Here is a 16,927-nt window from a genome sequence, read left to right on the forward strand (position 1 = left end):
TGAGCTTGAGGATGTCTACAAGGTGAGGTAATTCTTACCGCGCCACTCCGGCTCAACCACTTGTGCGGACGAGTGGCCACAGCCTACTCTCAACTCATGCGGACAAGTGGACGAGCGAATAAGAGCTCGTCACCGCGACTGAGAGGAACGACATGGCACTCCAAGGACCCATCCCAATCAGCTTCGACCAGGTCTTTCCGCACGGCTGCTACCTCGTCGGGAACGTCGAGCAGGTCAAGGACTTCGACGCCTCGGCCAACGGCAGGACCGTCTACGCCAAGGACAAGACGACCGGTGAGCCGGTCTGGCAGATCCCGGTCATGGACGGCGATCCGACCGTGAAGGCTTCCCAAAAGACGGTCGCCGTCAAGCTCCTGTCCACGACTGAACCCACCGCTCCGCCGGCCGTGCCCGGTATGCCGATCACGCCTGTCGAGTTCGTGGGGATGACCGTCACTCCGTACGTCGCACAGAACGGGCGGCTCGCCTACTCCATCCGCGCGACGGGGATGCGCCCGCCGCGTGCGAAGCAGACGCCGGCCTCCAAGGAGGTGGCGGCGTGAACCTCGGTCCGTACACCTACGTCACGGTTTCACTGGCTCCCGACGAGACGCCGCGACTGGACGTCTCCTTCCACACGAGCGAGGTGCGGGTGCACGCCAGAGTGATCGACGAGCGCCGCCCGTACCTGACCTTCAGCACCCCGGAGACGCAGGTCTCCTTCTCGGCCACGGGCCTGGGGCCGGTGACCGACGCCGACCTGACCTTGGCCCGCGAGATCTACCGCGCCGCCGCTCAGTACCTCGCCGACTGCGAGCGCCTGCACGCCCAGCAGCCGGCCACGGACAAGACCACCGGCAAGGCCGTCGACCAGACGGCGGCCTGACAGATAGGGCGGGGCCGCTGGAAGCGGCAACTTCCGGCGGCCCCTCGGTTCTCCCCTGACTCCACATCACGAGAGGTTCCAAGCTTATGTTCAAGCGGCTGCCCGGTGACGAGGCGCGCAACCTCGTCACCACTACGCCCGACACGGCCATCGTCTTCCGCCCGGCCGTCGTCCAGACTCCTGCAATCCTGACTCTGATCATCTTCTTCTGGCGAGTGCTCAACGGCTGCGTCCGGATGCTGTGGCGGCATCCCGTCGCCGCCCTCATCGCCCTGACGCCGGTTGCCCTCACACTGGCGTACGGATGGCGAACCGCGCTTCTCCTGCTCATCCCGATCCCTACGGGGATGCTCGCCTGGGCCATCACCGACCGGCGCGGCTTCACGCGCCTGATCGGGCTGCGGCTGTTGGCTTGGTGGCGGCTCGTCTGGGTGTACCGGCGACACTGGCAACCGGTCATGATCATCTCAGGGCTCGGCCGGCACCTGTGGGGACGTGACTACCTCCCCCGGCTCAGCAAGGTCACCTGTACGACGTGGGCCGACCTGGTCACCGTCCGCATGCTCAAGGGGCAATCGGTCAAGGACTGGTCCGATCGCCTCGATCACCTCGCGCAGGGCTTCGGCGCGGCGTCCTGTCGTGTGGCGGTCACCAAGGGAGGTCGGCTCCTGCTCACCGTCCCGCGCACCGACCCGCTTGCCGTGCCACTCGACGCGATGCATGTGCCCGACGTCCCGACCGTGGGGCCGGTCGAGGTTGGCAAGCAGGAGGACGGGCGGCCGTGGCTGCTCAAGGTGCACGGCACACACGTCCTGGTCGCCGGCGCCACTGGGGCTGGCAAGGGCTCGATCATCTGGTCCACGATCCGCGGACTCCTTCCCGCCGTCCAGGCGGGGCTGGTCGAGATCTGGGCGCTCGACCCCAAGCTGATGGAGCTGTCGTACGGCCGCTCCCTGTTCGGTGACCGGTATGCGGCCACCCCTGAGGACTGCGCCGATCTGCTCGACCAAGCCGTCAACGTCATGCAGGAACGCGCCTCCCGGTTCGCCGGCCTCCAGCGCTCCCACACGCCGACCGTGGAGGACCCGTTCGTCCTGGTGGTCGTCGACGAGGTGGCGTTCCTGACCGCGTACCAGGCCGATCGGCAACTCAAGCAGCGCATCTGCGCCGCGCTGGCCACGCTCACCACCCAGGGCCGCGCGGTCGGCGTAGGTGTCATGGCCGCCCTCCAGGACCCGCGCAAGGAGGTCATGAACATCCGCAACCTCTTCCCCGACAAGATCGCGCTTCGCCTGGACGAGTCCGAGCAGGTGGACATGGTCCTCGGCGACGGTGCGCGCGACCGCGGCGCCCTGGCCGACCACATCTCCCCCGTCCCTGAGCGGGGGGCGGGCATCGGATACGTCCGCCTCGAAACCTCACCCGACCCCGTCAGGGTTCGCGCGGCCTACGTCTCCGACACCGACATCCACGACATGGCCGCCACCTTCATCGCCGGGAAGGACGCCGCCTGATGAAGGTCTGCTTCCACGGCACGGCCGACGAACTCGAACTCGTGGCGGCCCGCCCCCTCATGGTCCTGCTCACCTTCCGCGACCTGCCCCGACTGCGGGTCTTCACCCTCCTCCACCCGCGAACGCTCAAGCACCCGTACAACGGCCTGTTCCGGCTTTGCGCCGACCTGGCCGAGGACGAGGGAGGTGTCCATGGCTGAACTGCCTCGCGCCGTACGACAGACCATGCCGCTGGCCCGTGAGGTGGCCGTGGAGGTCGCCAAGCAGTACGGCGTCTGCATCCGCCCCGTCCCGCTCAAGCGGCTGGACGTCCACACCGGCCGCTGGGAGATCGTGGACGTGCCCTGCGGGGCAACCCTGGAGTCCAAGTGCCCGTCGTGCGCCAAGCGCAACAGGCAGCTCCGCCGGGCTCAGTGCCGCGAAGGCTGGCACCTCGACCAGGAGCCGGCCATCACGCCGGACGCCCCGAACGAGGATCAGCGGTGGCTGGTCGAGTTCCGCGCCGACCTCCAGGCCCGCCGCGACCAGGCCGCCGCGCTCGGCGAGGAGACCGTCGGCTGGGATGCCGCGATCGAGGGCGTCGATGTCGAGATCAATCAGGCGGGCATGCGCGGCAACATCCTCGGGCGAACCGTCCCCAAGCGCACCCGCTCGACAAGGCGGCGGCAGGACGCGCCGAACCTGCCCCGCCGCAGGATGGCACCGACCACGCTGGGACGGACGTTCACCAGCTCGGATGGCAAGATCTACCGGCCCTCGATGTTCGTCACGCTCACCCTGCCGTCCTATGGGAAGGTGCGCGACGGCGTACCTGTCGATCCCGCGACGTACGACTACGCGCGGGCTGCTCGGGATGCTCTGCACTTCTCCAAGCTGGTCGACCGGTTCGTGCAGAACCTCCGCCGGGTGGCTGGCTACGACGTGCAGTACTTCGCCACGGTGGAACCTCAGAAGCGGCTCGCCCCGCACCTTCACATGGCCATCCGCGGCACCCTTCCAAGGGCGGAGGTCAAGCAGATCGCGGCAGCCACGTACCACCAGGTGTGGTGGCCGTCAGTCGACGAAGTGCGCTTCGACGGTGACCACCTGCCCGTCTGGGAGGACGGTGCCAGCTACCTCGACCCTCGTACGGGCGAGGTCCTGCCCACCTGGCAACAGGCGCTTGATCACCTTGACGCCGACGAAGAGGTCAAGCCTCTGCACGTCATCCGCTTCGGTGAGCAGGTGGACGTCAAGGGCGTGCTCGCCGGCACGAAGGACGCCGACCAGTGCATCCGCTACCTGTCCAAGTACCTGACCAAGTCACTCGGTGACAACCTCAACGTCGACAACCCTGCCCAACGGGAACATGCCGCCCGCATGGTCGAGGCGCTGCGCTTCGAGCCATGCTCTCCAGCCTGCCCGAACTGGCTGCGTTACGGAGTTCAGCCCAAGGGTGCCAAGCCGGGGATGGCTCCTGGTAGCTGCCGCAGCAAGGCCCACACGCCCAACCACCTCGGCTACGCCGGCCGTCGTGTCCTGGTCTCGCGCAAGTGGTCCAACAAGGCCCTCGCCGAGCACAAGCGGGACCGTCGTTCCTGGGTCCTGGAAGCCCTCGGCCAAGCCAACGAACCTACCGACCCGCGTCGCTACGTCTGGAAGCCCGTCCCGGCCGGAGACGCCAACGTCGCCCCGCTGGCCATGCGCCTGCTGCGAGCGGTCGCCGAACGCCAACGCTGGCGAGCACACATGGCCAGGCTCCAAGCCGAAGCGGACGGCCAAGACTCATGGACAAGCGAGGAGGCGGCCTGACATGGACAGACTCTTCTACCGTCCCAAGGACGCCGCCACGGTTCTCGGCATGAGTCGTACGGCCGTCTTCCGCCTCATCAAGACCGGCGAACTCCGCTCGATCAAGCGCGACGGCTATCGCCTGATCCCTACCGCCGCTCTCCTCGACTTCGCCCAAGCCCTTGAGGCCGAAGCTGAAAGGGAGGCGGTGTGATGGCCACCAGGAAGCCCAACGGCCGCTCCTCCATCTACCTCGGCAAGGACGGCCTCTGGCACGGCTGGGTCACGATCGGGATCAAGCCGGACGGTTCCCCGGACCGGCGCCACCGCAAAGCCAAGACGGAAGCGGAGGTCACCCGGAAGGTCCGCGAGCTGGAAGGTGCACGCCAATCCGGCCACGTTGGTAAGCCTGGCCGGCCGCCCACGGCCGGGGAGTGGATGACGGAGTTCCTGGACGTGATCTGTGAGCGGCTCGTCCTCTCGGAGAAGATGGCGCCCCGCACGTTGACCGATTACCGCTCCAAGTCCCGGAACTGGATCGTGCCGCTCCTCGGCAAGCATCGCCTCGACCGGCTCGCGCCTGAGCACCTGGACACTGCCTACACGCGCATGCTGGAAGAGGGACTGTCGCCCAGCTCTGTCCTCAAGGTTCATCGCATCCTGTCCCGCGCGCTCACCATCGCGGTACGGCGGGGCCGCATCACACGCAACGTCGCGACCCTGGTCGATGCTCCTTCGGCCGCGACCACCGAGATCGAGCCGCTCACCAAGGACGAGGCGCGGCGCATTCTCGACACGGCCAAGACACGGAGGAATGGTGCTCGCTGGTCCGTCGCATTGGCCCTTGGCATCCGGCAAGGTGAAGCGCTCGGCCTCCGCTGGTCGTACGTCAATCTGGCAACTGGCGAGATCAGGGCGTGGTTCCAGATCCAGCGCGCCGAGTGGCAGCACAGCTGTGCCGATCCACATGCCTGTGGAGAGAAGTGGCACCGGAAGGCGTGCAAGAAGAACTGCAAGGAACACCGGCACGACCGGGCCTGTGGAGCGGACTGCAAGAGACGCGCTCACGCCTGCTACCGGCGTCCGTGCCTGAAGGACTGCACCGGCCACGCGGACAAGTGCCCGAAGCGGACGGGCGGCGGTCTGATCTTTCGGCAACGCAAGGGCAAGAGCAGGCTCACCCTCCAGTGCCCGCCAGCGCTCCTGGCGCTCCTCAAGGCGCACAAGAAGGCCCAAGCCGCGGAACGCTTGAAGGCAGGAGATCAGTGGGTGGATCACGATCTGGTCTTCACCACCCAACTGGGCGGCCCGATCGAGCGCACCGAGGATTGGAAGCAGTGGAAGTCCATCCTCAAGCAGGCCGGCGTCCGGGACGTCCGCGTTCACGATGCCCGTCACACCGCCGCGACGTTGTTGATAGAGCAGGGCGTCCACATCCGCGTCGTCCAAGAGATCCTCGGCCACACACGGGTGACCACCACCGAGCGGTACACCCACGTCGCAACCCTTCAGATGAAGGACGCCAGCGACCGCATGGGCTCGGCCCTCTGGGGCTGACAGGCCAACTGCAACCCGAACTGCAACCCACAGGCCCACAGAGATCAAAAAGGCCCTCCCCCGACGAACGGGGAAGGGCCTTTCACCTGCGGAGGATCGGGGATTTGAACCCCGGATGGTGTTGCCACCAAACCGCATTAGCAGTGCGGCGCCATAGACCTGACTAGGCGAATCCTCCTGGAAGCCATCGCGGCTCAGCACAGCGTACCGGCCTTCTGCCGAGGCGGCAAAGCGGTTGCGCGTCGTGCCTTCACCAAGAGTTATCAACAGCCTGTGGGTAACCACCTGTGGATGAAGCCCGCCCCATGTCAGGGCGGGCTTCCGGGGTGTGGACAACCCAGCTCAGGCGGGGTTCGCCTCGCCCTCGATCTCGATCTTGACCTTCTTGCCCACGAGCACACCGCCGGCCTCCAGGGTCTGGTTCCAGGTCAGGCCGAACTCCTCGCGGTCGAACTCGGTGTTGATGGAGAAGCCCCAGACCGAGTTGCCCCAGGGGTTGGTGCCGGCGCCGCCGTACTCGACCGTGAGCTCGACCTCCTTGGTGACGTCGCGGATGGTCAGGTCGCCGACGACGGTGAACTCGTCGCCGGAGTGGCCGACCACGCGGGTGCTGCGGAAGGTGATCTCGGGGAACTTGTCCACGGCGAGGAAGTCGTCGCTGCGCAGGTGGCCGTCGCGGTCGCCGACGCCGGTGTCGATGCTGGCGGTCTTGATCGTCAGCTCGGCCGTGGACTCCAGCGGGTTCTCCGCGATCGTCACGGTGCCGCTGAAGTCGCCGAAGCGGCCGCGGACCTTGCTCACCATCATGTGCTTGACCACGAACCCGATGCGGGTGTGGGCCACGTCGAGGTTGTACGTGCCGGCGGCGGGGATGGTCAGGGACTCCCAGGTGCGGGTGCTCATCGGGTTCTCCTTGGGAACGTTGCTGTGCGGATGTCTGCGGCAACAAATGTCTACACGAGGAATATTCCGCAAGTCAACTAACGTCGGTTAAGGTATGGACGTGAAGCACATCGATGACCCCAGGCTGACGGCGATGGGCCTGCTCGCCGAGGTTCACGCAGGTCTGACGGCCCGGATGCAGCCCGTCTTCAGCGCGGCCGGGCTGTCGGGCATCGACTTCGAGACCGTCATCCGCCTGGCCCGATCACCGCGGCAGGCGCTGCGGATGACCGACCTGGCCGCCCAGACGGGCCTGTCCACCAGCGGCGTGACCAGGGTCGTCGACCGGCTCGAACGCGAGGGCCTGGTGACCAGGCAGGCGTGCGCCACCGACCGCAGGGCCTCCTACGCCGCGCTCACGGACGAGGGGCGCGACCGGCTGGCGAGCGTCCTCCCCCAGCACCTTCAGGACATCGAGGACACCTTCACCGGCCTGCTGAGCCAGGACGAGCTCGCCGCGTTCCTGCAGACGCTCCGCAAGATCAGAGACGTCGTACGCCCCTGCGCGACCGCCGGCGCCGAGGAGACCACCCCCTCGCTCAACTGATCCTTGGAGCGATCCTACGAGGACGTCTCCGGAACCCCCGGCCCCCCCGCGTCCGAGGGGATCCCCAAGGCGCTCCTGAGCTTGCCCATCGCCCGTGACACCGTGCTCTTGACCGTGCCGACGCTGATCCCGAGCGTCCTGGCGATCTCCGGCTCGGTCATGTCCTCGTAGTACCGCAGCACGATCGCGGCCCGCATCCGTTCGGGCAGCCCCTCCAGCGCCTGTTCCAGCAGCTCGTGCACCTCCCCGCAGGCCGGCGGGTCCGCCGTGGCCACCTCGGGCAGATCGTCCGAGGGGTACTCCTCCAGCTTGCGCCGCCGCCACTGCGAGATGTTGATGTTGACCATCGCCCGGCGGACGTACCCGTCCAGCGCCCCCCGGTCCTCGATCTTGCCCCACGCCAGGTACGTCTTGGCCAGGGCGCTCTGCAACAGGTCCTCCGCGTCCAGCGGATGCCCGGTGAGCTGACGGGCGGCGCGCAGCAGCGCGGGACCGCGGGCCATGACGTACTCGCGGAACTCCTCTTCCCACCCGGTGGTCTGCATCGTGGCCAGAATCGCAGCCTGATGCCCTTTTGCGACTGAGCCACAATTCAGGTTTCGGCCCGACGAAGACAAAGGTCAGTCAAGGTCGGTGGCAGATTGTTCGAAGGCGGGTGTCAGCTACCTTCCCCGGGGATGCGTATTTTGCTCCCATCTGTTCGCCGCGGCACGAGCCGCTCCGGAGTCATGTGAACCTAGTACCTGACGAGGGAGGGCGGATGGGCTATCCGAACGTCGAGCGCCGCAGACTGCTCGCGGCCGCCGCGCTGGGCCGCGCCCCGGGCATCGCCGGCCCCGACCCGGCCGACGGCGCGCCTTTATGCGCCGTCACCGGCGAGATCCTTGACGTGAGCCCGCATCTCATCGCCATCGAGACCCCCGAAGGCGCCGAGGAGCGGCTGGTGATCGCCCCCTGGGCCACGGCCTGGCACGGCGCGGAGATCGCGCCCGCGGACCTCCCGGCGGGCTCCATGGTGCTCATGCGCACGGTGCGCGAAGGCCGCGTGGTCGAGCGGATCTGGGCCGACACCACCCGCCTCACCGGCACGATCGTCTCGATCGAGGGGCGCGGGGAGCTGACGGTCGAGCTCGACTGCGGCCCCCACCGCGGCCCCCGCACGATCGTCATCCCCTACCCGGCCACCGGACGGCTGCAGGTGCGGCATCCGAAGTTCGAGCCGGGTTACCTGTTCGACGCGATCGGGATCAGGCGCGACGGCTCCGCCCTGGCGCTGCTGCCGGCGACCTCGCAGCCCGCCCACCGGTCGGGCAGCGTCCCGGCTCCGCCGCCGGCCTACGCCGGGGCGCAGGCGCGCATCTCCGGCACCGCCACCTGGTCCGACACGTTCGACGAGGAGGAGCGCGGCGCGGCGTACCCGATGCTGGAACGCGTGGACACCGGCTGCCCCGACGCCGGGCTCTCCTGCGCCGGCCTGCCCTACCTCGCCATCGGCTCACTGCTGCAGATCAGGAACACGTGCGCCGGCCGCACCGCCAACCTGCCGGTGGTCGCCTGCGGATGCCTGGCCGGGCGGTTCTGCGATCGCTGCGTCGAGTGCGAGACCTCACCGCGCGGCCGGGTCGCCGAGCTGTCGCCGGCCTCGTTCGTCGAGCTGGGCGGCGAGTTGATCAAAGGCTGCTTCAACGCTCAGATCGGATTGGGGTGACGGACGTGCTGGAGACGGGCGTGCTGGAATCGCAGCTGCCGATCCTGATCGTGCTGCTGGTCATGGGCACCGGCGCGAAGGTGGTCACGGTCCGCGGGGGCGGGGAGCCGGGCGCCCTGTCCAGGCTGGGCCCGGCCGTGCTCATGCCCGGCCGGATGCAGGCGCCCTCGCTGCTGGTCTGCGCGGCGGGCGAGCTGGTGCTCGCCGTCGGGCTGCTGGCCACCACCGCGCCGATCTTCAGGTGGGGGACGGTCTGCTTCTTCGCTCTGTCCACGTACGTGCTGATCGAGCTGCGCAGGCGACGTCCGGACGCGGGCTGCGGCTGCTTCGGCGAGGTCAGCTCGGCGCCGGTCGGCATGCGCTCGATCGGCCGGACGGTCGTGCTGACCGGGATGTCGGCGTTGTCGGTGGCCGCGCCGGCGTCGGGCTGGGCGGCGATGACCCATCCGACCTGGTTCACGGCCGCGGGGGTGGCGTTGATCGCGCTGCTCTCCCCCGAGATCGAGGAGCTGATCGATCGGGTACGGTACCGCGCCCCCTGCGAGCAGCGCCCCGGCCCCGCCGAGCAGGTGATGCTGTCCAGGCTCAGGTCCAGCGGCCCGTGGCGGGCGTATCGGGAGGCGCTGACCTCGCCCGAACCGTACGACAGCTGGCGCGAGCTGTGCTGGCGCTTCTTCGTCTTCACCGGCCACGACCACGACGACGTGGTCTTCGCGGTCTACCTGAGCGGACGGCGTCCGGCGGTGCGCGTGGCGGTCGTGAGCAGCGACGACAGCGACTCTCTGCCGGAATATACGTCAGTATCGGCATGACGCTAGAGAGCCCTAGATTTCTCTATCCGGGCATGGCGATACAGCTCTATTGGGCTGTCTAGCTTCCCCACTAGACAGCCCAATAGAGGTCTAGGGGCGGCGCTCAAATGGGTTGAGCCCGCAGGAACCTTCCGAAGTGCGGCACCGTGAACGCGATCAGACCGCGTTCGGCGCTGTAGATGAGCCCTTTCTTGATCAGACTGTCGCGGGCGGGCGAGAGGCTGGACGGCTTCCGCCCGAGGGCGTCGGCCACGTCGGCGGTGGCGACCGGCTCGTCGCCGATCTGGGCCATGGCGTGCATGTAGTCGCGCTCGGCGGGGGTGGCCCGCTCGTAGCGGCTGCCGAAGAAGCCCACGGCGAGCTCCTCCTCGGCCTCGGGCGCGGAGACCTTGACGTCGTCGAGCGTGATCGGGCTGCGCAGCGCGAGGTCCCAGGCGACCTTGCCGTACGCCTGGACGAAGTAGGGATAGCCGTCGGCGGCCTCGTAGAGCGCGTCGAGGGCCTCTTGGGTGAACTCGACCTTCTCCTCCCGCGCGGGCAGGATCAGCGCCAGGTCGGCGGCCTCACGGTCGAGCTTGTCGATGCGCGCGTAGCGGAAGAGCCGTTCGGAATAGCTCTTGCTGGCAGACAGCACGCTCGGCAGGTGCGGCAGCCCCGCGCCCACCACGATCAGCGGCCCGCCCGACTGGGACAGCTCGTGGCAGGCGGCGCAGAGCGCGGAGACGTCGGCGGACTGCACGTCCTGCATCTCGTCGATGAACAGCGCGATGCCCACGCCGAGGTCGGTCGCCACGCCGGCGGCGTCGACGAACAGCTCGGTGAGGTCGATCTCCAGGTCGCCCGAGTCGGCGCGCCCGCGGCTGGCGGGCACCTCGATGCCGGGCGACCAGTGGGAGGTGCCCTTGGCCGCGGACGGGTCGCGCATCGCGAACGCCTTCAGCACGCCGAGGAACTCCTCGATGCGCTCGGGCGCGCGGTGGCGCGGAGCCAGCTCGCGGATCGCCATGTGCAGGGCGGCGGCCACAGGACGCCGGATCGACTGGTCGGGCCGGGCCTCGATCTTGCCCGTGCCCCACAGCCGCTGCATGGCCATGGACTTGAACGTGTTGAGCAGGACGGTCTTGCCGACGCCGCGCAGGCCGGTGACGACCATGCTGCGCTCGGGGCGGCCGCGGGCGACCCGCTCCAGCACCACTTCGAACTGCTGCAGCTCACGGTCGCGCCCGGCCAGCTCCGGCGGACGCTGCCCGGCGCCGGGGGCGTAGGGATTGCGCACAGGGTCCACGCTCTCGGACTTTATTGCCGGATATAGCGGCCGTCTTAGATTTGGGAAGAAAGTGCTACGGCGTGTCCGAGCGGGAGCTGTGGCGAGCATCGTCATCGGACACACCCCCTCTCACCAGGCCGAACCCTTGTTCGATTTCGATACCCAGAACTGTAGCGCGGACTCGAACATGCATGCGATGGTTTCGAGTAAAAGATCTTTGCAACAGTCCGGGACGCCCGTGCGTCTGGGAGTTGTGGAGTTCGAGGAGTTCGTGCAAGCGCGTGGCGCCGCCCTGCTCCGGTACGGATACGTGCTGACCGGAAACCCCGACGACGCCGCCGACCTCGTCCAGGAGGCGCTGCTCAAGCTCGGCGACACCTGGCGCAAGGTGCGCAACAAGGACAACCCGGAGTCCTACGTACGCACGATCATGACCCGTCAGCACGTGAGCTGGTGGCGTCGGCGGCGCAGGGAGCAGCTCACGGGCGAGGTGCCCGAGGGGGCCTACACCGACAGCCACTCCTCCGGGGAGCTGTGGCGGGAGCTGGCGACGCTGCCGCGCAGGCAGCGGGTGGTCCTGGTGCTGCGGTATTACGAGGACCTGTCGGACCAGGAGATCGCCGACATCCTCGGTATCTCCCGCGGAACCGTCCGCAGCCAGGCGTTCCGGGCGCTCCAGACGTTGCGCATCAGGCCAGGGCTGTTCGAGAAAGGACGAACATGAGGAGCGAGGACGACCTGGCCGAGGCCCTGCGGGCGGCGGCGGACCGTGCGCCGGAACCGTCCAGGCTGCTCGGCGGGGTGGCGGCGCACAGACGGCGACGGCGCAGGCGGCGTACACAGGGGCTGGCCGCCGCGGCGGCGGTGGCGGCGGTGATCGCGGCCGTCACGCTCACCAGCGGGAACGGACGGGAGGAGGCGACGCGGCCCGTCACCGCCCCGCAGGTCGTGCCTCTGGAACGGGCGTGGCCGCAGGCGGTCACCACGATGCCCGCGCAAGGGCCGGACGGATGGCGGCGCTTCCCGCTCACCGCGTTCGACGCCACGCGGGTCCTGGTCGCCACCGGCCCCAGGGAGGACACGTTCCGCCTGTTCGAGGTGTACGACACGGTCACCCGGACGTTCCGCGAGCTCGCCGGCCTGACGGTCCCTCCCGGCATGAGGACGTACCTGCCACAGCCGCCGGCGTTCGACGGGACGAACCTCGCCTGGTACGTGAAAGCCCTCCGCGACGACGGCACCCCCGTACGCGAGATCTGGACGGCCCCGCTCGCGGGCGGCGCGCCCCGGCGGGTCGCCGCGATGACGGGCGAGCACCTCCGGATCGAGCGCATCGCCGTAAACGGTGACCGGATCATCTGGTCGGAGGGCGGCGGAGGCGTGTGGTGGATGCCGCTCGCAGGCGGCGAAGCGCCGCGGCTGATCCTCGGCAGCGAGGGCCTGCACCTCATCAGGTGGCCGTGGGCCACGGACGCGGACGACTCGCAGAAGGTCCAGACCAAGGTCGTGGACCTGTCCGGCGACCCCTACACCGTGCGCGTCGTCATCCCCCGGGACGTCGTGACGCTGCGGTGCGGGCCGTTCTGGTGCTGGGGAGCCCAGGGCGGGCGCTCGTACCTGCAGCGGGCCGACGGCACCGGTGCGATCGAGCCCCAGGGGCTCGGCCTCGCGCCCCGGCTCGCCGACTACCCGGCTCTCGACCGCTTCGCGGTGTCCAACGGCGAGGTGTACGACCTCGCGACGGGCGCGCTGGTGACGTTCGAGCGGGTGGGGATCTGGTGGGGGGACGATCGGTCCGCCGAGCCCAGCACGATCGTCTACTGGATGGTCTCGGGGAAGGAGTACCGGTTGCTCAACTTGGCAGCCGTCCCGCCCGCGCAATAGCGTTCGTGGCCATGCGGACCTTCGCGAACGTACAGGAACTCAAGGCGGCCGTGGGCGAGACGTTCAGCCCGACCGAGTGGCGCACCGTCACCCAGGAGCAGGTCGGCCTCTTCGCCGACGCCACCGACGACCACCAGTGGATCCACGTGGACGTGGAGCGCGCCAAGGAGGGGCCCTTCGGCGGCACGATCGCCCACGGCTTCCTGACCCTGTCGCTGCTGCCGACGTTCATGTTCGAGATGGTGCGCGTCGAGGGCATCGCGATGGGCGTCAACTACGGGCTGAACAAGGTCCGTTTCCCCCGGCCGGTGCCCGTGGGCGCGCGGGTCAGGGCCGTGGGCGAGCTCACCGACGTCAAGGGCACCCCGGCCGGCTATCTGGCCAACCTGAAGATGACGATCGAGATCGAGGGCGAGCGCCGGCCGGCCTGCATCGCCGAGTCGCTCATCCTGTACGTCCCCGCGAGCTGATCACCGCAGCGACAGGACGATTCCCACCACCGCGGCGAGCCCGATCAGCCCGAGATAGGCCAGCACGAGCCGGGTGTCCCTGAGCAGGCATTTGCTCCGGGTCAGCCCGGCCCGCCGCGCCTTCCAGTACCCGGCGAACCCCAGCGCCGCGAAGCCGAGCACCGCCCACGGCCCGAGCAGCCAGGCCAGCAGCGCCACGGTGGCGTACACACACAACCGGAGCGGATCGTACGGCCGGCTCTTCAGAGGATCACCAGCCCCGGCTTGGCGGCCACCGCGGACAGCCGCTGCCGCGACAACTGCGGCCAGGCCTGCACGGCGCAGAACGGCGCGCACTGGTCCTGCTCGGCACGCGTGCCGACGTGCACGCAGCACTGCGTGAGCCGCTCCTCGATCATGGTCGAGATGTCCATGAACGGCTTGATCGTGATCCGCACCACCCGCTCCCCCAGCATCCTGCGCAGCTTCTTCCGCCGGCCGGGCAGCGCCGAGGAGGCGAGGGTGAGCAGCGTGGCGACGCCGAGGTCGCAGTTCTCGCAGATGTCCCGCCACAGGTCGCCGATCTGCGGGTGGGACAGCGACGACTGCTCCGACAGCAGCCCCAGCAGCGATTCCTGGACGGCCATCCGCAGCTCGCGCGGCAGCTCGGAGTCGGCGATGCGGTTGGAGACCAGGCCCAGGTTCTCCTTGAGGCGGTCGTGGCCGATCAGGGCGACCAGCGAGCGCCACCGCTGGGCGTCGTCGCGGATCAGGTAGCCGACCGAGCAGCAGTGGGGGTGCGAGCAGGGCAGCGCGGTCAGGTCGCGCCAGGTCACCAGGCCGCCGGTCTGCGGGCCGAGCCGCTTGAGCACGCCGGTGTGGGTGAGCCGGTCGGACGGGTCGATGACGCCCGATCTTCCCGAGCCGAACTGGGGTTGCAGCGACACGCCGCCGACGAACGGCGTGTCGAGCGCGAGGCGCACGACGTCGCCGATCTCGCCGTCGTTGACGCCCAGGGCCGCGGTCATGACCAGGGTCGTGAAGATCTCCCGCTCCGACAGCCGCCGTACGGCCTCCGCCTTGATCCGGCGCAGGTCGCCGCCGCGGTGGTGCTTGGACGCCTCGGCCGACGAGCCGTCGTACTGGAGGTAGACCTCCACCCGGTCGCGGTGCTCGGTGAGCAGGTCGAGCAGGGCGTCGTCCCTGGCGATGAGCACGCCGTTGGTGTTGATCAGGATGCGGGTGACCGGCCGGCTCACCAGCTCGGCGAGGAGGGTCTTCAGCTCGGGGTGGAGCGTGGGCTCGCCGCCGCTCAGCATCAGGACGTCGAGCTTGCCGTTCTCCCTGGCCAGACGCTGGTCCACGTTCGCCAGCACGTCGGCCACCGGGACGACGCCGGTCAGGTCGGGCGAGCTGTCGGCGAAGCAGGTGGGGCAGCGCAGGTTGCACGCCTCGGCGATGTCCTCCAGGAGGATGCAGGTGTGCTGGGTCTGCATCTCGGGCAGGCCGTCGAGGTATGCGCCGGGGATCGGGGCGAAGTTTCCGGACACGTCGGGGATGTGCTGCTTGGTGGGAGCGGTCCACTCCTCCAGGTAGGAGAGGATCTCCGGGTCCTCGTCGTACAGCGTGCGGATCAGGCCGTGTTCGCGGCAGCCGCGTTCCAGCCACACCTTGCCGTCGCGTTCGGCCAGCCAGCCGCTCAGCCGTTCGATCTGGTCGAGGTCCCGGCCGTGGCATTTCGGGCAGAACGCGTTGACGTACCGGAGGATGCGGTCTCCCCGTAGCCCCATCCCTGCGCTCATGTCGTGACCTTCCGTTTGAAAAGGGCATCGTAGTGGCCTCGACGCCAGCCGTACGCGAGCCTGAGCGCGAGCAGCGTCAGGCCGGGGACCAGGAACCATTGCGGCCCGGTCAGGTCGAGCCACAACGTCTCGTTCGCCCTGGTGAACTCGACCAGGAACCGGAAGGCCGCGTATCCGGCGAGATAGAGCGTGAACAGCTCCCCGGGCTCGGTCAGCCGCTTGCGCGCCCACCGCAGCGCGACGAACGCGGCCAGCTGGAAGACGATCTCGTACACGAACGACGGGTGCATGGCCTGGCCCGTCAGACATCCCGGGCATTCCGGGGTGGACGGCGGCGCGTGCACCCCCCAGGGCAGGTCCGTGGGCCTGCCGGGGGCTTCGGTCAGGTGACAGCCGATACGGCCGATCGCCATGCCGAGCGCCACCGCCGGGGCGAACAGGTCACCGGTGCGCTCCTTGTAGCCGATGACCTTCTTGGCGACCAGCACGCCGACGTACGCGCCGGTCAGGCCGCCGAGGATGCTGCGGGAGCCGTACAGCCAGAGGTCGGCGAGGTCGAGCGTCTCCAGCCAGCCCGCCAGACGCATGCCGATCGCGCCCCCGACCAGGGCTCCGGTGACGGCGACCAGTGACTGCTCGTTGAGCGCGCCCCTGGCCCTGGCCTCGCGGACGAAGACCACCGAGGCCACCAGGACGCCCAGGCCGACGAATATCTCGTGGTAAGGCATGGTTCAGCCGTACAGGCTGGGGTTGAGGCCGGTGCAGACTCCGGCCGTCAGCATCGACCACAGTGCCCAGCCGATCGCGAGCCCCAGCCCCAGACCTCGGGACCACGACTTGCGGACCAGGCCGAACCCCAGACCACCGCCGAGACCGACGAGGGCCAGCAGCACCGCGGCGGCGATCACGACCCCCTTGTTCGTGCCGTTGATGGCGGAGAAGAAGGCGAAGAAACCCACGATGCCGTTGACGACGGTGTAGGTGAACACGCCGACGACCAGCATCGCACCGAGAAGCATCGCGGAGTTGCGACTGCTGGGTGGTGGTGACGGTAGAGGCGTCGACCGCGACGGTCGCGGTGGTGACGGCGGGGGCGGCGGGGGCGGCGATGGTGGTGGCCAGTTCTGGTGCGGCCCCGGCCGGCCCTGTGGCGGTGGTGTCGTCATCCCGCTACCTCTGGCCGGCAGGGGATGCTGCGTGCCGAACGATCAATGCCTTCACCTATGCGTACAGGCCGGGGTTCAGCCCCGTGCAATATCCGGCCGAGACGATCGACGCCAACGACCATCCGATCATCAACCCGAGCCCCAGGCCGAACGACCACGGCTTGCGCAGGACGACCAGCACGATGCCCAAGCCGAGCCCCAGAAGCAAGAGGAACCCCGCCGCGACGCCGATCCCCGCCGAGGACTGCGTGCTCAACGCGAGCAGCCCGACCACCAGGTTGATCACCAGGTAGGCGAAACTCCCGGCCAGCGCCAACGCAACGGTCAGCCCAGGCTGCCGCCGCGGCTGCGACGGCCCACCCGGCGGCCCGAACGGAGGCTGCCCGGTTGGCGGCCCGAACGGAGGCTGCCCGGGAGGAGGAGGCCCAGGTGGACGCTGCCCGGACGAAGGCTGCCCAGAAGCCCCGGACGGAGACTGCCCGAACGGCGGCTGCCCGAACGAGGGCTGCCCGGACGGCCCGGACGGACGCTGCCCGGACGGACGCGGTCCGGACGGATGCGGTCCGGACGGATGCGGTCCGGATGGATGCGGTCCGGACGGATGCGGTCCGGATGGATGCGGT

General features: G+C 69.0%; 22 protein-coding genes and 1 tRNA gene. 14 read left to right on the forward strand and 9 right to left on the reverse strand.

The genetic code is table 11. From position 1 onward, the window contains the following. Window positions 1–152: 152 nt before the first annotated feature. The 7 genes from AB0C33_RS21845 (at window position 153) to AB0C33_RS21875 (ending at window position 5,727) form a co-directional block, all read left to right on the forward strand. On the forward strand, window positions 153–563 hold the full coding sequence (locus AB0C33_RS21845; RefSeq protein WP_358290785.1) for a plasmid replication, integration and excision activator: 411 nt from the start codon (window positions 153–155) through the stop codon (window positions 561–563). Then, entirely contained in the window at window positions 560–886 is a 327-nt protein-coding gene (locus AB0C33_RS21850) for a hypothetical protein (protein WP_358290788.1), read from the forward strand. Before AB0C33_RS21845 ends, AB0C33_RS21850 begins: the two co-directional genes overlap by 4 nt. Before the next feature lie 86 nt (window positions 887–972). Continuing rightward, complete coding sequence (locus tag AB0C33_RS21855; protein ID WP_358290791.1) at window positions 973–2,400, forward strand: FtsK/SpoIIIE domain-containing protein; 1,428 nt, start codon at window positions 973–975, stop codon at window positions 2,398–2,400. Next, a complete protein-coding gene (locus AB0C33_RS21860) occupies window positions 2,400–2,600 on the forward strand; it encodes a hypothetical protein (protein WP_358290794.1) in 201 nt (66 codons plus the stop codon). The genes AB0C33_RS21855 and AB0C33_RS21860 overlap by 1 nt, the downstream gene beginning before the upstream one ends. Further along, window positions 2,593–4,191: a replication initiator gene (locus AB0C33_RS21865; RefSeq protein ID WP_358290797.1), complete on the forward strand. Its 1,599-nt coding sequence runs from the start codon at window positions 2,593–2,595 to the stop codon at window positions 4,189–4,191. Before AB0C33_RS21860 ends, AB0C33_RS21865 begins: the two co-directional genes overlap by 8 nt. 1 nt (window position 4,192) lies before the next feature. Next, complete coding sequence (locus AB0C33_RS21870) at window positions 4,193–4,384, forward strand: helix-turn-helix domain-containing protein (protein WP_358290800.1); 192 nt, start codon at window positions 4,193–4,195, stop codon at window positions 4,382–4,384. Further along, entirely contained in the window at window positions 4,384–5,727 is a 1,344-nt protein-coding gene (locus AB0C33_RS21875; RefSeq protein ID WP_358290803.1) for a tyrosine-type recombinase/integrase, read from the forward strand. The genes AB0C33_RS21870 and AB0C33_RS21875 overlap by 1 nt, the downstream gene beginning before the upstream one ends. 89 nt (window positions 5,728–5,816) lie before the next feature. Here AB0C33_RS21875 and AB0C33_RS21880 read toward each other — a convergent pair. Both AB0C33_RS21880 and AB0C33_RS21885 read right to left on the reverse strand, forming a co-directional pair. Continuing rightward, window positions 5,817–5,905 (reverse strand) — tRNA-Ser (locus AB0C33_RS21880). Between the two features lie 164 nt (window positions 5,906–6,069). After that, a complete protein-coding gene (locus AB0C33_RS21885) occupies window positions 6,070–6,630 on the reverse strand; it encodes a YceI family protein (protein ID WP_352318104.1) in 561 nt (186 codons plus the stop codon). Window positions 6,631–6,724: 94 nt separating this feature from the next. Here AB0C33_RS21885 and AB0C33_RS21890 point away from each other — a divergent pair, with 94 nt between their 5' ends. After that, window positions 6,725–7,216 (forward strand): MarR family transcriptional regulator, encoded by a 492-nt coding sequence (locus AB0C33_RS21890; RefSeq protein WP_358290806.1) that lies wholly within the window; start codon window positions 6,725–6,727, stop codon window positions 7,214–7,216. Window positions 7,217–7,230: 14 nt separating this feature from the next. On the opposite strand, the gene AB0C33_RS21895 is transcribed toward AB0C33_RS21890, so the two are convergent. Continuing rightward, the gene (locus tag AB0C33_RS21895; RefSeq protein WP_358290809.1) at window positions 7,231–7,761 is read right to left on the reverse strand and encodes a SigE family RNA polymerase sigma factor; all 531 of its coding nucleotides are present in this window, start codon (window positions 7,759–7,761) and stop codon (window positions 7,231–7,233) included. 215 nt (window positions 7,762–7,976) lie between these two features. Between AB0C33_RS21895 and AB0C33_RS21900 the strand changes: the two genes are divergently transcribed. Further along, complete coding sequence (locus AB0C33_RS21900) at window positions 7,977–8,924, forward strand: hypothetical protein (protein ID WP_358290812.1); 948 nt, start codon at window positions 7,977–7,979, stop codon at window positions 8,922–8,924. Next, window positions 8,921–9,736 carry a MauE/DoxX family redox-associated membrane protein gene (locus tag AB0C33_RS21905; RefSeq protein ID WP_358290815.1) on the forward strand — a complete coding sequence of 272 codons (816 nt, stop codon included), beginning with the start codon at window positions 8,921–8,923 and terminating at the stop codon, window positions 9,734–9,736. Before AB0C33_RS21900 ends, AB0C33_RS21905 begins: the two co-directional genes overlap by 4 nt. 103 nt (window positions 9,737–9,839) lie before the next feature. Here the strand turns inward: AB0C33_RS21905 and AB0C33_RS21910 are convergent, their stop codons facing one another. After that, complete coding sequence (locus tag AB0C33_RS21910; protein WP_352318114.1) at window positions 9,840–11,021, reverse strand: ATP-binding protein; 1,182 nt, start codon at window positions 11,019–11,021, stop codon at window positions 9,840–9,842. A gap of 220 nt (window positions 11,022–11,241) precedes the next feature. Between AB0C33_RS21910 and AB0C33_RS21915 the strand changes: the two genes are divergently transcribed. Genes AB0C33_RS21915 through AB0C33_RS21925 form a run of 3 tightly spaced genes read left to right on the forward strand, consistent with a single transcriptional unit; the run spans window position 11,242 to window position 13,357 of the window. Next, entirely contained in the window at window positions 11,242–11,727 is a 486-nt protein-coding gene (locus AB0C33_RS21915) for a SigE family RNA polymerase sigma factor (RefSeq protein ID WP_358290819.1), read from the forward strand. Continuing rightward, the gene (locus AB0C33_RS21920; protein ID WP_358290822.1) at window positions 11,724–12,887 is read left to right on the forward strand and encodes a hypothetical protein; all 1,164 of its coding nucleotides are present in this window, start codon (window positions 11,724–11,726) and stop codon (window positions 12,885–12,887) included. Before AB0C33_RS21915 ends, AB0C33_RS21920 begins: the two co-directional genes overlap by 4 nt. Before the next feature lie 11 nt (window positions 12,888–12,898). Continuing rightward, entirely contained in the window at window positions 12,899–13,357 is a 459-nt protein-coding gene (locus AB0C33_RS21925; protein WP_352365766.1) for a MaoC family dehydratase, read from the forward strand. Here the strand turns inward: AB0C33_RS21925 and AB0C33_RS21930 are convergent, their stop codons facing one another. The 5 genes from AB0C33_RS21930 to AB0C33_RS21950 form a co-directional block, all read right to left on the reverse strand. Beyond that, complete coding sequence (locus AB0C33_RS21930; RefSeq protein WP_352365768.1) at window positions 13,358–13,567, reverse strand: hypothetical protein; 210 nt, start codon at window positions 13,565–13,567, stop codon at window positions 13,358–13,360. 32 nt (window positions 13,568–13,599) lie between these two features. Next, entirely contained in the window at window positions 13,600–15,138 is a 1,539-nt protein-coding gene (locus AB0C33_RS21935; RefSeq protein WP_358290825.1) for a radical SAM protein, read from the reverse strand. Beyond that, window positions 15,135–15,866, reverse strand: coding sequence for a prolipoprotein diacylglyceryl transferase family protein (locus tag AB0C33_RS21940; protein WP_358290828.1), 732 nt, complete (start codon window positions 15,864–15,866; stop codon window positions 15,135–15,137). The genes AB0C33_RS21935 and AB0C33_RS21940 overlap by 4 nt, the downstream gene beginning before the upstream one ends. 3 nt (window positions 15,867–15,869) lie before the next feature. Further along, window positions 15,870–16,157: a hypothetical protein gene (locus AB0C33_RS21945; protein WP_358290831.1), complete on the reverse strand. Its 288-nt coding sequence runs from the start codon at window positions 16,155–16,157 to the stop codon at window positions 15,870–15,872. A gap of 202 nt (window positions 16,158–16,359) precedes the next feature. Then, complete coding sequence (locus AB0C33_RS21950; RefSeq protein WP_358290834.1) at window positions 16,360–16,590, reverse strand: hypothetical protein; 231 nt, start codon at window positions 16,588–16,590, stop codon at window positions 16,360–16,362. Window positions 16,591–16,733: 143 nt separating this feature from the next. Here AB0C33_RS21950 and AB0C33_RS21955 point away from each other — a divergent pair. Continuing rightward, window positions 16,734–16,927: hypothetical protein (locus AB0C33_RS21955; RefSeq protein WP_358290837.1), on the forward strand; the 194-nt coding region annotated here is incomplete at its 3' end.

It is taken from the genome of Nonomuraea sp. NPDC048881, from assembly GCF_040649795.1.
Lineage (GTDB): Bacteria > Actinomycetota > Actinomycetes > Streptosporangiales > Streptosporangiaceae > Nonomuraea.